The 14,605-nt window shown below is 36.7% G+C and carries 13 protein-coding genes; 10 read left to right on the plus strand and 3 right to left on the minus strand.

Annotation, left to right across the window (positions count from 1 at the left end):
• The first annotated feature begins 157 nt into the window (after positions 1 to 157).
• From ACSVDH_RS09335 to ACSVDH_RS09345, 3 genes are read left to right on the plus strand one after another with little or no spacing between them, the layout of a single operon-like run.
• Positions 158 to 556, plus strand: a complete 399-nt coding sequence (locus tag ACSVDH_RS09335; protein ID WP_439249212.1) for a VOC family protein — start codon at positions 158 to 160, stop codon at positions 554 to 556.
• 38 nt (positions 557 to 594) lie between these two features.
• Complete coding sequence (locus tag ACSVDH_RS09340; RefSeq protein WP_439249213.1) at positions 595 to 906, plus strand: DUF1806 family protein; 312 nt, start codon at positions 595 to 597, stop codon at positions 904 to 906.
• 27 nt (positions 907 to 933) lie between these two features.
• Positions 934 to 1,626 (plus strand): PIG-L family deacetylase, encoded by a 693-nt coding sequence (locus ACSVDH_RS09345; RefSeq protein WP_439249214.1) that lies wholly within the window; start codon positions 934 to 936, stop codon positions 1,624 to 1,626.
• Between the two features lie 325 nt (positions 1,627 to 1,951).
• Here ACSVDH_RS09345 and ACSVDH_RS09350 read toward each other — a convergent pair whose 3' ends face one another.
• Positions 1,952 to 3,706, minus strand: a complete 1,755-nt coding sequence (locus ACSVDH_RS09350; protein ID WP_439249781.1) for an alpha-glycosidase — start codon at positions 3,704 to 3,706, stop codon at positions 1,952 to 1,954.
• A gap of 596 nt (positions 3,707 to 4,302) precedes the next feature.
• Here ACSVDH_RS09350 and ACSVDH_RS09355 point away from each other — a divergent pair.
• The 5 genes from ACSVDH_RS09355 to wrbA all read left to right on the plus strand — a co-directional run bounded on the left by ACSVDH_RS09355 (position 4,303) and on the right by wrbA (position 9,358).
• Entirely contained in the window at positions 4,303 to 5,625 is a 1,323-nt protein-coding gene (locus ACSVDH_RS09355; protein ID WP_439249215.1) for a sugar ABC transporter substrate-binding protein, read from the plus strand.
• A 67-nt stretch (positions 5,626 to 5,692) separates the two neighbouring features.
• Positions 5,693 to 7,108: a carbohydrate ABC transporter permease gene (locus tag ACSVDH_RS09360; protein WP_439249216.1), complete on the plus strand. Its 1,416-nt coding sequence runs from the start codon at positions 5,693 to 5,695 to the stop codon at positions 7,106 to 7,108.
• The gene (locus tag ACSVDH_RS09365; protein WP_299094820.1) at positions 7,108 to 7,944 is read left to right on the plus strand and encodes a sugar ABC transporter permease; all 837 of its coding nucleotides are present in this window, start codon (positions 7,108 to 7,110) and stop codon (positions 7,942 to 7,944) included. The genes ACSVDH_RS09360 and ACSVDH_RS09365 overlap by 1 nt, the downstream gene beginning before the upstream one ends.
• Positions 7,945 to 8,208: 264 nt before the next feature.
• Positions 8,209 to 8,331, plus strand: a complete 123-nt coding sequence (locus ACSVDH_RS09370; RefSeq protein WP_439249217.1) for a hypothetical protein — start codon at positions 8,209 to 8,211, stop codon at positions 8,329 to 8,331.
• Positions 8,332 to 8,689: 358 nt separating this feature from the next.
• Positions 8,690 to 9,358 (plus strand): NAD(P)H:quinone oxidoreductase, encoded by a 669-nt coding sequence (gene wrbA / locus ACSVDH_RS09375; protein ID WP_439249218.1) that lies wholly within the window; start codon positions 8,690 to 8,692, stop codon positions 9,356 to 9,358.
• A 498-nt stretch (positions 9,359 to 9,856) separates the two neighbouring features.
• Here the strand turns inward: wrbA and ACSVDH_RS09380 are convergent, their stop codons facing one another.
• Positions 9,857 to 10,921 (minus strand): lactonase family protein, encoded by a 1,065-nt coding sequence (locus tag ACSVDH_RS09380; protein WP_439249220.1) that lies wholly within the window; start codon positions 10,919 to 10,921, stop codon positions 9,857 to 9,859.
• 218 nt (positions 10,922 to 11,139) lie between these two features.
• Here ACSVDH_RS09380 and ACSVDH_RS09385 point away from each other — a divergent pair, with 218 nt between their 5' ends.
• A complete protein-coding gene (locus ACSVDH_RS09385) occupies positions 11,140 to 12,855 on the plus strand; it encodes an ABC transporter ATP-binding protein (RefSeq protein ID WP_439249221.1) in 1,716 nt (571 codons plus the stop codon).
• A 95-nt stretch (positions 12,856 to 12,950) separates the two neighbouring features.
• On the opposite strand, the gene ACSVDH_RS09390 is transcribed toward ACSVDH_RS09385, so the two are convergent.
• Entirely contained in the window at positions 12,951 to 13,283 is a 333-nt protein-coding gene (locus ACSVDH_RS09390) for a winged helix-turn-helix transcriptional regulator (RefSeq protein ID WP_299089432.1), read from the minus strand.
• Positions 13,284 to 13,667: 384 nt separating this feature from the next.
• On the opposite strand from ACSVDH_RS09390, the gene rocF reads away from it, so the two are divergent.
• Positions 13,668 to 14,570, plus strand: coding sequence for an arginase (gene rocF, locus ACSVDH_RS09395; RefSeq protein WP_439249782.1), 903 nt, complete (start codon positions 13,668 to 13,670; stop codon positions 14,568 to 14,570).
• The last annotated feature ends 35 nt before the right edge of the window (positions 14,571 to 14,605 follow it).

Consider the following 14,605-nt stretch of genomic DNA (forward strand, 5'->3'; position numbering starts at 1 on the left):
CCTATGAAATATTCCCTAAGCCATCGAATTTAAGCAAATTCCGGAGGCTTGTTTTATTGCTCTTAATGATCGTTTATATAACATGTTTGCGTTTACATTTGCTATAATTGACTATTATTAAAAATAATTACTTAAAGTAAATAAGGAGTTGTTCAGATTGATCGAAGTTGAAAGCATTCACCATGTAAGCCTCTCTGTTACGAATTTGGAAAAAGCAAAGCATTTTTATGGGAGCATGTTAGGTTTTCAAGAATTAGAGCGTCCGGATTTTGATTTTCCTGGTGCCTGGTATCAGGTGGGAAATCAACAGCTTCATTTAATCGTGCAGCAAGAGTCTTCAACAATACGGTCTCACCCTGAAATAAATACAAAGGATGGTCATTTTGCGATCCGTGTAAAGAATTATGAGAAAACATTGGAGCACCTTAAAAGTCTAGGAATAAAGATCGTCGAAAAGCCAAATAGTATTAGTGGTTTTGCGCAAATATTTTGTATGGACCCTGATTTGAATTTGATAGAATTTAATGTTGATCAACAGGATCTTAGGCAAGATTAAATTGAAATGCCAAATTTAATAGAATAGTGGTGGGGGTATTGGTACCGATTAATTCAGAGGCCTTGTTAGAGAAGCTCAGGCAATGGACCGGGAGGAAGATCTTTCTGCATCATGAGATAAATCCCGGCGGTTATTTTCGTAACGGAAAAGCGACGTTATTTGATGTTCATGTAAAAGGAAATCAAGCCTATAGGGTTTATTTAGAGCTTGATCAGCAGAAATCAATAATCCAAGTTGATGGTTTAACACATATGATGGTGTCAGAAGAGTTAGTGGTGATCAGCAGCTATGATCATGTCAACCGCTTGGCTAGGACACTTGAAATCAGCACTTCTCCTTTTTCAATATGATGATCTTTTAATAGAAGGGGGTTACATATGGGCACAATTTTATCGGTTTTTGCACATCCTGATGATGAAACATTTATTTGTGGCGGAACGTTGGCGAAATATGCAAGTGAGGGTCACCGTGTTGTGCTTTTATGTGCAACGAAAGGGGAAATGGGAAGAAGAATGGGCGATCCGCCGGTTGCAACGAGAGAAAGTCTTCCTGTCATTCGAGAGCAGGAATTATTCAATGCCTGCCAAGCGTTAAAAATCAGCAATTTACGCTTTTTAGGGCTTCGTGATAAGTTATTAGAAATTCACCCTTTCGAAACACTCAAACAAATGGTTTTAGTGCAAATGACCGAGATTATGCCTGATGCGGTCATTACATTTCATGAAATACTAGGGGGGCATCCGGATCATTGTGCCATAGGACGTGCCACGAAAGAAGCATTTACTGTCTATAAAACGAAAAATTCAAAAGCAAACCTGTTTTATGTTTGCTGGTCAAATGTTGCTCAAGACCCTAGAAGTTACGGCTTCTCCCAAGAGCAGATTACAAAAATTACTATTCGAAAGTATCTTTTACAAAAGCTGTATGGTTTTCGAGCGCATCAAACGCAATCCAGTATGGATGAATGGGTGTGGGGAAATGACCAAGAAACAATAAACCATTTTTCGGAATATGAATACTTTATTCAAGCAAACGAACCATTTGGTTCAAACAAGAACTCTATTATTTAGCAAAATCATGATAAAAGGCATGCGCGAATAAAGCGCCTGCCTTTTATGCAGCTTACAATGTGAATTTAGATAATCCTTTAAAAATAATAATCACTTAGCAAAAGATGGAGCGTTAAACAGCCAACTTAGTTTGTGTGTTAACATACGTAATCGTTTTAAAAATTGAAAAACGGCAAATGTTAAAGACGGGCTTAAGTGAATAAGAAGCATTTTCAAAGTATATCCCTCCACATTGAATTTTGTGGTGTTATACACCGATTAGTAGTATTCCCTAATCATACATATTTATTTAATGGTAAAAAGCTGACGCCACTGCTTTTCCCAATCATTGCTTTACTTGGATAATGGAAAATTCCTTTGGCTTAAGTTCAAGCTTGGACGTTTCTTTTAGAGACTCATTATTCCATAGATCAACAGGATTTTTACCTGTAAAGTCAAATGGAATCGTAACATGAATGTTATTTTGCGAATTATTTATCACAATGATAATGGTTTCGTCAGCCGATTGTTTCGAATAAATAATATGATTTGTATTGGTATTCGTTTCTAAGAAGGTAAACTTACCACTATTACCGAATGCTGAATGTTTTTTTCGCAACAAAATTAATTTTTTCACAAAAGTAAAGAGCTCGCGATCTTGCTCATTTTTATCCCAAATCATGCATTTTCTGCACCCAGGATCATTTTCTCCAGTTAAACCAATTTCATCCCCATAATAGAGACAAGGAGTTCCGATAAATGACAGCTGGAATAAAAGCAACAGCTTAAGTTTATTGCGATCTTCATCACAAATCGTTAAAATTCTAGGAGTATCATGGCTTCCTAAAAGATTAAATGCTACTTCATTAACATTCTTGGGATAGGAAGTTAGAACGTTTGTTAGTTGCTGTGCAAAATTTTCAGCGTTTATGTTATTTTTGGCGAAATATTCTAAGCATGCATTCGTAAAAGGATAATTCATGACAGCATCGAATTGGTCTCCTAAAAGCCATGGCATCGAGTCATGCCAGATTTCACCAAGAATATAAACGTCTGGCTTTACAGCTTTCACTGTTTTTCTAAACTCTCTCCAGAACTCATGATCTACTTCATTAGCCACATCAAGACGCCAGCCATCAATATCAAATTCCTCAATCCAATATGTTGCCACTTCAAGAAGATATTTTTTAACTTCAGGATGTTCAGTATTTAATTTTGGCATGACATGTGTGAAGGCGAATGTATCATAATTCGGTTCTGGAAAGGATTGGACAGGGAATTCTCTTAAGTAAAACCAATCTTTAAATGCAGATTTCTCTTGTTTTTCAAGTACATCTTGAAATGCCTCGAAATAAAAGCCGCTATGATTAAAAACAGCATCAAGCATAACACGAATACCATTACTATGGCAGACTTCAACGAGTTTTTTAAACGTTTTTTTATCACCGAACTGTGGATCAATCTCCATATAATCGATTGTATCGTATTTATGATTTGTATTTGCCTTGAAAATTGGTGTGAAGTAAATCCCGGAAATTCCCAAGTTTACTAAGTAATCAATGTTGTTGATAATCCCTTCAAAGTCACCGCCAAAGTAAGTATCTGCTTTTGGATCAGCACTTCCCCAAGGAATGGTCCCTGGTGGATTTAATTTAGGATTTCCATTCGCAAACCGTTCGGGAAAAATTTGGTACCAAACAGTATCCTTCACCCAGTCAGGTGCGTTAAAAACATCAATAGCATTTAAAAATGGGAAGCAAAAATAAAAGCTTGTGTCACGCGGATCTTCTTCAGCAAAACCTCTTTCGCCAAAAAAAATTGAGTCATGATCTGAAATGAGTTCAAAGCCGTATCGCAATCGGCGGAATTCAGGTTTGACTTCTGCAAACCAATAATCAAAAAGTTCATCCGATCCCTCTAATGTCATAGGCTTCGAAAAGTTTATCCATCCATCCTTTGTCCATTTGTATGGATCGCCGTAAAGTAAATATACTTTTTTCAGGTCTGCCTTTTTGGCTCTTAGTCGAATATGCAATGTTTCTTTGTCATACGCATAAGCAAAATTATTTTTAGGTCTGTGATAAATGGCTTCTTTAAGCAAATTCATTCTCCTTCCTACCTTTGCAATCGTTTGCACGTAATATGAACTTTAACAGGAATTTAAATTAGAATAAATAGATATATCCGACTATTTTTGCAAAAAATCGACCATAAAATAATACATGTTCCCATTAGTTTCTTTCATTTTTGTCAATTTCAGGAGGAAATAAATGCAAACCTCCTTAAAAACTTTTAAAAAATATGAAAAAGTATTTGACAAATAAAAGAAAGAAAAATAGAATGATAGCATGATCTTGTGAAACCGTTTTCTCATATTGGTAAATTGAAATAATCATTTTATGGGAAAAATTTTATATTACATATGATGAATTTCGGTGGAAATATTGTTGTTATCAGTTAATAGGAGGTATTTATTTTATTTTGCGCAAACGTTTGTCTTAATATAATGTTGGCAAGTGATAATTCTTCTAAATTATTGAATTAGGAATTAAAAACTCCTTGGTTTTAAAGTTTGAATTTGTATTTTTAGATTAAAGCTTTATTGCAATCGTTTGCTTAACTATTGGTTTCAATTGTGAATTTGGTAAAAAGCCAAAGGATCATTGAGATAAATTAATCAATTAAAAAGGTGGGGTCATGTTGAAAAAGGTATTGAATCTATCCATACTAGCCATGTTGATTTTTGTATTAACTGCATGTAACAAGCCAGGATCCAATCCAGCAGGAGAAACAGCGAATGAACCAACTGGAGGAAGTAAAACAGAGGCTTCAGCAGAAGAAATTGTACCTGAAGAAGGTGCTGAGCTTGTTTTGTGGGATAACGGTGATCAAGAGGGTGAGTGGGCAAAATATGTAGCTGAAAAATTCACTGAGGAGTATGGGGTTCCTGTTAAATATGAAACAGTAAGTCACACAGAAGCACCCGGGAAGCTTAAAACAGATGGTCCTGCTGGAATAGGAGCAGACGTATTTAACGCAGCACATGATCATGTCGGGTCAATGGTTGCCTCTGGATTAATTTATGATAATTATTATTCTCAAGAATATAAAGAACGCTTTATGGAAGCTTCGATTACAGCGGTATCTGCAAAAGATAATGAAGAATTAAAAACATATGGATTTCCCCTGAACATTGAAGGGGTTGCACTTTATTATAATAAAGATTTATTAGAAAAGATGGGTTTTGAACCTGCTGAAACAATGGAAGAGCTAATTGAACAATCCAAAGCATTCATGGAAAAAAATCCAGGGTCATACGGCTTCATGATTGAGCCGGGGAATTTCTACTTAATTCACGGTTTCGTCGGAGGGTTTGGTGATTATATTTTCGGAGATAACAATACAAATCCAGATGACATTGGATTAAACAAGGAAGGTTCTTTAAAAGCTGCAAACTTAATGGAGCGCATCCGTGATGAAATTCTGCCAATGAAAAAAGAGGATATTACTGCTGATGTCATCACTTCTCACTTTAACGAAGGCAAGCTTTTATATTATTTTTCAGGTCCATGGGCAGTGAAAGGACATCAGGAGGCTGGTGTAAATTTTGGAGTAGCAACTTTGCCAAAGCTTGAAAATGGAGAGATTCCACAATCATTTACAGGAACTAAGGGTTATTATGTAAACGCTTATAGTAAATATCCGCAGGCTGCAACATTATTAGCCAAATTTGCGACAAGTGATGAAATGCTTTTAAAGCGTTATGAAATGACAGGTCAGCTGCCGCCGTCCAAGGCTCTGCTTGAAAATGAAAAAATAAAAGCGGATGAAATAAACGTTGCCTTCCTAGAGCAGGCACAACACTCCATTCCAATGCCTAATATCACGGAAATGCAGCCGGTATGGGGCGGGATGGAAGTCGCCTATACAGCTATTTGGAATAAGGCTTCCGAACCGCAGGCTGCACTTGATAAAGGAGTACAGCAAATAAAAGAAGCAATTGAATCGCAAACAAAGTAATAAGTAAATAAAATGAGCTGATACCTTAATAGGTATTAGCTCATATGATCAAAAGGAAGGTGATATGATGAGTTCAGTAGTGCGTGATCAAAAATATGATCAAACTAATCTACAAAAAAATACTGCCAATCAAACAAATAAATCTTCAACTTTACCAACGCCACCTAAACATTCTTTCATAACAAAGCCTAGACTAGCTGCTTTACTGTCGATTTTATTTATGGGTCTTGGCCAACTGTTAAATCGACAATATGTCAAAGGGATTTGTTTTTTAGCTTTGGAATTATACCTTCTTATTTTTTGGACAGTCCCTTTTCAATGGGCAATGTGGGGACTTACAACATTAGGGGACACACCGCAATCTCGGGATGGATTTAAAATTATCCAAGGAGACCATTCGATCTTCTTGATGATTGAAGGGATTTTATTTTTGATTTCCTTTTTGCTTTTCTTATGGTTCTATTATTTAAATATTCGTGATGCCTACAAGGTTGCTGTTAAAAGTGAAAAAGGGATAAAGCCGAATAATGCTAAGGAAATGGTTAAAAACATTTGGGAAAATGGCTTCCCTTATCTTTTATTAACACCCTCGGTCCTGTTTACATCTTTTTTGACTATTCTACCATTGTTGTTTGGTGTTTTAATTGCTTTTACGAATTATTCAGCACCAAATCATCTGCCTCCAAAACATTTAGTAGATTGGGTGGGATTTGATACTTTTATTCAACTTTTCCAAATGAAAACATGGAGCTCTACATTTTACGGTGTCTTTTCTTGGACAGTCATATGGGCTGTTCTTTCAACAATAACGACCTTTTTCTTAGGGCTGATCTTTGCGGTTTTATTAAATCAAAAGGGCGTTAAATTTAAAAAGTTTTGGCGAAGTATCTTTATTTTGCCATGGGCCATTCCGCAATTTGTTTCGATTTTAATTATGAGAAATATCTTCAATGGTGAATTTGGCCCAATAAACCGCTACTTAATTGAATTAGGGATTATTGAAAATGCCATCCCATGGCTTTCAGATCCATTTTGGGCAAAATTTACACTCGTAGTGGTCAACATGTGGTTTGGTTTTCCATTTTGGATGGTATTAATGAGCGGTGTATTAACAAGTATTGATAAAGAAGTATATGAAGCAGCGGAAGTTGATGGTGCAACACCGGGGCAAAGATTTTGGAAAATCACCATGCCATTAATTATGTTTGCTACAGCACCGCTTGCAATCATGTCGTTTGCCGGAAACTTCAATAATTTTAATATTATTTACTTAATGACAGAAGGCGGACCTGTCAATATGGATTATACGTATGCTGGGTCCACAGATATCCTTATCAGCTGGATTTATAAGCTTACACTTGATAATAATCAATTTGCGGTAGCATCAGTGATCTCAATTTTAATCTTTATTGTGATTGCAACATTCTCAATTATTAATTTTAGAAGAACAAGAGCCTTTAAAGAGGAGGATATGATGTCATGATGGGACTTCGTTTAAGAGAGAAAATCAGTCAAATATTAATCTATACGATTTTAATCATTACAACACTATTAATCCTGTATCCTGTCATTTGGATTATTACTGGCTCTTTAAATCCGGGAGATTCTTTATTCTCGACAAGAATTATTCCAGACACACTATCCTTTGCACATTATGAATATTTATTTAAAGAAACGGATTATTTATTATGGTATAAAAATACACTAAAAATTGCGTTTTGGAATATGATCTTTTCTACTTTTTTAGTTGTTACGGCTGCATATGCTTTTTCCAGGTTTCGTTTTCCAGGGAGAAAACAAGGTTTAATGACAATGCTTGTTTTGCAAATGTTCCCCGGTTTTATGGGAATGATTGCAATCTATATCTTATTGTTGCAATTAAATCTATTAGACAATCATTGGGGACTCATTTTAGTTTATGCGGGAGGATCAATTCCATTTGGAGCTTGGCTTGTTAAGGGATATTTTGACGGAATTCCGAAAAGCCTTGAAGAAGCTGCAAAAATTGACGGGGCAAGTCATATGAAGATTTTTTATAAAATCATGATGCCGTTATCAAAACCGGTTTTAGTCTTTATAGCGGTGACAAACTTTATTGGACCTTGGATGGACTTTATCTTTGCGCAGCTTGTTTTGCGATCTAGTGAAAAGAAGACCTTAGCAGTTGGTCTTTTCGAGATGGTAACGGGGCGTGGGAACTCAGAATTTACCAACTTTGCTGCCGGTGCCGTTTTAGTAGCTGTACCCATTACCATTTTGTTTTTTCTTTTTCAGGACCATCTAACTGAGGGACTAAAGGCTGGAGCAAATAAAGGGTAAGGAAAATTTAAAACGAAATTTAATGGACGTATGAGGATTAAACGACTATTCCAACTTGCAAAGTTAGTTGAATAGTCGTTTTTATTGAACTAGCGCGGATAAATCTCATTCATGAGGTTTATCCTTTTTATTTTTGTCATGTTATATTTCCAAGGTATTAAAAAGGTTGATGAACAAAAGGTTTAGGAGTGCTTTTAAGTGGAAACAATGAAAACAATTTCAATACATAGGGAAAAACAATGAAAAAGATCTGAGGTGAATAAAATGGTATTTAAAATATGTGAAGTTTGCGGAAAGATTGAGGAACATGATGAAGTGAAATATGATGTGTATGGAATTTGTGAAGAATGCAACAATATCAGTGAAGAAACAGATAACATTGTATAACAAATCTTTTAGCAATTTTAGTAATAACAAAAGAGGGGTACCTGAATCTACTGAAGAATTAAAAATTAGGACCCCGTTAATTATAAATAATTAAGGAGTTGACACACATATTAATCTATCGTACAATTATCTCGAATTAAGAATATATGAGGTCAAGATTTGGTGATATATCTCGAATTAAAAATTATTTAATTGCGCGTAATGGGTTTACCAGAAAATGATTAGGGGATAGATAGAAGTAGGCATGGTTGTATTTATCAAGAAAGACAAATAATAGGACAGGACGATTATTAAAAAATTTGACCGCCATTAAGGGGGTGAAGCTCATTACGTTAGAAAGATATTAAGAGGTGAAATTATGGGATTTTTGGACAAATTATTCGGGAAAAAAACAAATGATAAGGAGTCGAATCAAATGGCAAATGTAAAATTAGCAGTAATTTACTACAGTTCTTCAGGAACAAACTATCAATTAGCGCAATGGGCAGAAGCTGGTGCAAAAGAAGCAGGTGCAGAAGTAAAAGTATTAAAAGTACCTGAGACAGCACCACAATCAGCAATTGAATCAAATCCAGCCTGGAAAGCACATGTAGATGCGACAAGCAATGTCCCTGAAGTGACGTTAGGTGACTTAGAATGGGCAGATGCAATTATCTTTAGTGTACCTACTAGATTTGGAAATATGCCTTCACAAATGAAATCATTTTTAGATACAACAGGAGGCTTATGGTTTAACGGAAAGCTTGTAAACAAAGTAGTAAGCGCGATGTCTTCAGCACAAAACTCTCATGGCGGGCAAGAGGCTACCATTTTATCTTTATACACAACCATGTACCATTGGGGTGCGATTGTAGCAGCACCTGGTTACACCGATCCTGTTACGTTTGGTGCTGGCGGAAATCCATATGGAACAAGTGTTACAGTTGACCAAAACGGAAAAATGGTTGAAGATGTTGAGGCTGCTGTAAAACATCAGGCGAAACGAACAGTAACTGTTGCTGAATGGGTGAAAAAGGGAAATCAATAAATAGAAATAGGAAACTATCAAGGGATCTGTCTCAATGGGACTGATTCCTTTAAAAAGCATGTTTGGTTCATAATAGAGGGGCTAGCCTTTGATTTTAGGCAGCCCCTTTTTTGTAATATCAGCAGAATTTATATATTTTCTTAACATAGCTTGCGTTTCTGAATCTAGATCCAGGCGCCATCGGCGAAGCACAGGACGTGCAAGTGCAGTTAAGAGATAAGGCCGCCATAGTTTTTAACTGCCTCTAGGGTCTAGTCAAACAGGAATTGAAGGTAAAGAACACCTTCTATTCCTGTTCGCCTTATGCTTGTCGCCGAATGCTTAGCGCCTTGCTTTATAGAGGGAGTATAAAATTTTGTACTTAGTTTTAGTGTCTAGCTCTAGCGCCTAGCCCCTCTAGGGTCTAGCCCCTCATGAATTGAAGGCAAAGAACGCCTTCTATTCATGAGCGTCTTATTTGCCCTAGGCTGATCAAGGCGCTTGCACTTTTCTTATTTTTTAAGAAATTATTCCTTCATGATTATTTAAAAACTTCACACAAACAGGATCGGGCACAGTAATATCGGATTGTAGCAATGTTAGCTTGCCTGTATCGGAATCTCTAGAGAATAAGACAAGATTTGAGCTTTCTTGATTAGACACAACAACGAATTTTCCTGTTGGATCGATTGCGAAGTCACGCGGCCAGCTGCCTTCTGTTGATGTGTATTCAACAAAGCTAAGCTCTCCATTATCTTGATTCACACTGAAGACGGCTATGCTGTCATGACCGCGATTACCTGCATAAACGAAACGTCCGTCAGACGAGATATGAATAGCACTTCCTTGGCTGTTTTCTGTGAAATCAGCTGGGATCGTTGGTACGTATTGCAGCTCAGTAAAAATTCCATTCTCACTATTATAGCTTAACGCAATAACCTCATTACTAAGCTCTGTCATCACATAGGCAAACTTTCCATTAGGATGGAAGGAAATATGTCTTGGACCGCTGCCCGCTTTTACTAATAAGCTGTGCGCCTCCTCCAATTTTCCATTTGAATGTTTGTATGTAATGACTTTATCAATTCCTAAATCAACAGCAACAACATATTTTTCATCTAGAGTAAATCCTGAAAAATGTGTGTGCGGTTTTTCTTGTCGTTCATGCGGGCCATTTCCGTTATGTTCAATAATCGCTGCAGCAGGATTAATGGTGCCGTCTGCATTTACTAAGTAAGATTCAACGGTTCCTTTGTGGTAGTTCGCTGTAACAACTTGACGGTTTTGACTGTCAACACTTACATGGCAAGGTGAAGCACCTTCAAGTACTTGCTGATTCAGCTTTGTTAAATCACCAGTTTCATGGTTTATTGTAAAGGAAGCTACACCTCCATTAGCACCTTCTTTTACAACTGCATAAAGCGTACTGTTATCTTGACTAATGTTTACATAAGTTGGGTTATCCAATTCAGCAACAGCTTTCACCTCTCCAATCTTGGCATTGTCAGTATCAAGTGTAAAACTGTAAACGCCTTTACTATCTCCTTTTGTGTATGTACCAATATAACCGATTAGTTTTGACAAGATATTTGCTCCTTTCCTATTCGATACCTTTCATTATATCGTTTGTAATAAAAAATCAACAACATTTTCATCTATATTTTATTTCGTAATGCGAATATAATAGTATTAAAATAAAAGCTATGTTAAACCCATTGTTGTTTTTACCACGATGATGCTTGTATTGAAAAAAACCAGAAGTAGGTTTAACAAAGTCTAAATAACAAAAAGGAGAAACAAAGATGCTAAGGCGATTTTTTTCCTATTACATACCACATAAAAAGCTTTTTATCATTGATTTTAGCAGTGCCATCGTTGTAGCAGTTCTGGAACTGGCCTTTCCGCTTGCTGTCCAATGGTTTATTGATTCCCTGCTGCCAAGTGAAAATTGGTCTGCAATCGTATCTGTAAGTATTGGGTTGCTGCTGCTTTATGTTTTATCAACATTTTTACAATTTATCGTCAACTATTGGGGACATATGCTTGGAATTAATATTGAGACAGATATGAGAAGGCAGCTGTTTCAGCATGTTCAGAAGCAATCATTTAAGTTTTTTGATAATACAAAAACCGGAAATATCATGAGCCGAATAACTAATGATCTTATGGATATTGGTGAGCTTGCGCATCATGGGCCTGAAGATTTATTTATATCGTTTATGACGTTTATCGGTGCGTTTTGGATCATGTTTTCGATTAATGCAAAACTGGCATTAGTGGCATTAATCATCTTGCCATTTCTCGGTTGGCTGATCGTCGTTAGCAATTTGAAAATGAATAAAGCCTGGAAGAGAATGTATAGTGAAATTGCTGATGTGAATGCAAGGGTAGAGGATAGTGTTTCAGGTGTACGTGTTGTCCAGTCGTTTACAAATGAGAAGTTTGAAAATAACAGATTTCAGACAAACAATCAAAAATTTCGGAAAGCAAAGCTTGGTGGATATAAGGTCATGTCCTTTAGCCTGTCAGGTATTTACATGATGACTCGTTTTGTAACACTGGCGGTTCTTGTTGTCGGAGCATGGTTAAGCTATAACAATCAGCTTTCCTATGGGGAGCTTGTTGGATTTGTTCTTTATATAAATGTTCTGTTTAAACCAATCGATAAAATTAGTGCATTAATGGAGCTGTATCCAAAAGGAATGGCTGGCTTCAAGCGATTTACAGAGCTGATGGATACGGACCCAGATGTTGTGGATGTAAAGGATGCTGTTGAAGTGGCTGAACTTCGCGGAGATATTGAATTTGACGGTGTGACCTTCGGTTATGATGAGCATAAACGAGTGCTTGAAGGGATTGATCTTTCCATCAAGGCAGGGGAAACGGTTGCATTTGTTGGCCCTTCTGGTGCGGGGAAAACAACGATATGCTCACTTATCCCTCGATTTTATGATGTGGATGAAGGTTCGATTAAAATTGATGGGATCGATATTCGCAATATGTCAAAGCAATCTCTTCGTTCGCAAATTGGCATCGTACAGCAGGATGTGTTTTTATTTACGGGAACATTAAGAGAAAATATTGCCTATGGCAAATTAGATGCGACACAAGAAGAAATAGAAGCAGCGGCAAAACGGGCACATTTAGAGAGTTTCATAGATTCACTTCCATTTGGTTATGAGACACAGATTGGGGAAAGAGGTTTAAAGCTGTCCGGCGGTCAAAAACAAAGAATAGCTATTGCAAGAATGTTCTTAAAAAATCCTCCGATCCTTATCTTGGATGAAGCGACCTCTGCATTGGATACGGAGACAGAATTGATTATTCAAAAGGCATTAACAGAGCTTTCTAAAAACCGTACAACACTCGTGATTGCCCATCGATTGGCTACGATCCGTAATGCAGACCGGATTGTTGTCGTAACCGAAAACGGGATTGCTGAAGAAGGAAAACACGATGATTTAATCGAACAAAATGGTATTTTTGCAAACCTTCATCGCGTGCAATATCAAAGGTAGGAAATGAGTAAGAGGCTGACTCAAAAGGATTACTTACCCCTCCAGCACAATATGTGTTGGAGGGCTATCCCTTTCATTCCGAGACAGCCTCTTTGCTATTCCTTATTTTCAACTTCTTCTACTTCCAGCCAGGTTTGTGACCATTTTTCAATATCCCGTAAGAGCGGTTCTAATGATAACCCTTTCTCGGTTAGAGAATATTCGATGCGAACCGGTGTTTCTGGATAAACTTCCCTTTTAACGATGTTTTGAGTTTCAAGATCCTTTAATCTATCTGAAAGAACTCTCCCTGTAATCCCAATTGCAGCTTCAATTTCTGAAAATCGCTGGGGGCCGTTAAGCAATTGATAAATAACAAGTCCAGTCCATCTCTGGCTTAAAATGCCCATTGCCTTTTCAAACCTTGGACAAATTAGCGATTTATTCATGTAGTATCACTCCTTGTTTAATTGATATTATACCAAATTATTTCAAATAATATAATTGTGAAAGATTATTTAATTACAAAAAGCGATATATTTACAAAAGTATAGTTACTTATTTAATAAGATATATTTTATTCTAAAAAAATTTTTAAAATAAAAAAAAGGTAACTAGTTTTTTGTTGGAGTTAAATTATAATGAAAAAGTAAAAAATGAAGTTATTGATCTGTTAATCATTTTTTATACTTGGTTTCGAAAAAAGGATATTATTATTCCAATAAATTATTTTCTGAATAACTATGAATATTTATACGTAAATATGTTCAGTTGAGTCATCCTTTAATCGTAAGATACAATTGTGGCATCAGCAAAGGGGGAGAATCAAAATGATGAAAAAGCATATTTCGATTATTGGTGTACCAATGGATTTAGGACAATCAAGACGAGGGGTAGATATGGGGCCAAGTGCTATGAGGTATGCTGGAGTTATCGAAAGGCTGGAAAAGCTAAATTATGAGATTCATGATAAAGGAGATATAGAGATTGGCAGACCTGGTAAAAATGAAGTGGATTCTGAGGGGAATTTAAAATATTTGGAAGCGGTAACAAAAGCGAGTGAGGAGCTTGCTGCTGCTGTAGATCATGTTGTCGAGGCTGGATCCTTTCCTCTTATTCTAGGAGGCGATCATAGCATTGCAATCGGGACATTGGCTGGGGTTTCAAAGCATTATCAAAACCTTGGAGTGATCTGGTATGACGCACATGGTGATTTAAATACGGCTGAAACCTCGCCATCGGGGAATATTCATGGAATGCCGTTAGCTGTAAGCTTAGGGCTTGGTCACCCGGCATTAACAGCTATTGCAAACTATTCTCCAAAAGTAAAGCCTGAAAATATTGTCATTATCGGTGCACGGTCTTTAGATGATGGGGAAAAAGAGTTGATCCGTGAGAAAGGCATCAGAGTGTATACAATGCATGAAATTGACCGACTCGGGATGACAAAAGTAATGGAAGAAACGGTTGCCTATTTAAAGGGTAAGACGGACGGCGTTCATCTCTCTTTAGATTTAGATGGGCTTGATCCAAGTGATGCTCCAGGAGTGGGTACACCTGTCATAGGCGGAATTAGTTACCGGGAAAGCCATCTGGCAATGGAGATTTTAGAGGAATCTAAAATCATTACCTCAGCTGAATTTGTAGAGGTGAACCCGATTTTGGATGAAAGAAACAAAACAGCCTCTGTTGCAGTTGCATTAATGGGCTCATTATTAGGAGAAAAATTATTATAATGAGGCTCTTATTTTGTGGGAGGTTTACTGCTTGT

This window comes from Metabacillus sp. Hm71, assembly GCF_051842955.2.
Classification (GTDB): Bacteria; Bacillota; Bacilli; order Bacillales; family Bacillaceae; genus Metabacillus.

What these genes read in the sequence shown, in the direction of transcription:
- ACSVDH_RS09345 (WP_439249214.1), top strand. Translation starts at nt 934, where the DNA reads ATGGGCACAATTTTATCGGTTTTTGCACATCCTGATGATGAAACATTT.
- ACSVDH_RS09355 (WP_439249215.1), top strand. Translation starts at nt 4,303, where the DNA reads ATGTTGAAAAAGGTATTGAATCTATCCATACTAGCCATGTTGATTTTT.
- ACSVDH_RS09360 (WP_439249216.1), top strand. Translation starts at nt 5,693, where the DNA reads ATGAGTTCAGTAGTGCGTGATCAAAAATATGATCAAACTAATCTACAA.
- ACSVDH_RS09365 (WP_299094820.1), top strand. Translation starts at nt 7,108, where the DNA reads ATGGGACTTCGTTTAAGAGAGAAAATCAGTCAAATATTAATCTATACG.
- ACSVDH_RS09370 (WP_439249217.1), top strand. Translation starts at nt 8,209, where the DNA reads ATGGTATTTAAAATATGTGAAGTTTGCGGAAAGATTGAGGAACATGAT.
- wrbA (WP_439249218.1), top strand. Translation starts at nt 8,690, where the DNA reads ATGGGATTTTTGGACAAATTATTCGGGAAAAAAACAAATGATAAGGAG.
- ACSVDH_RS09385 (WP_439249221.1), top strand. Translation starts at nt 11,140, where the DNA reads ATGCTAAGGCGATTTTTTTCCTATTACATACCACATAAAAAGCTTTTT.
- ACSVDH_RS09390 (WP_299089432.1), bottom strand. Translation starts at nt 13,283, where the DNA reads ATGAATAAATCGCTAATTTGTCCAAGGTTTGAAAAGGCAATGGGCATT.
- rocF (WP_439249782.1), top strand. Translation starts at nt 13,668, where the DNA reads ATGAAAAAGCATATTTCGATTATTGGTGTACCAATGGATTTAGGACAA.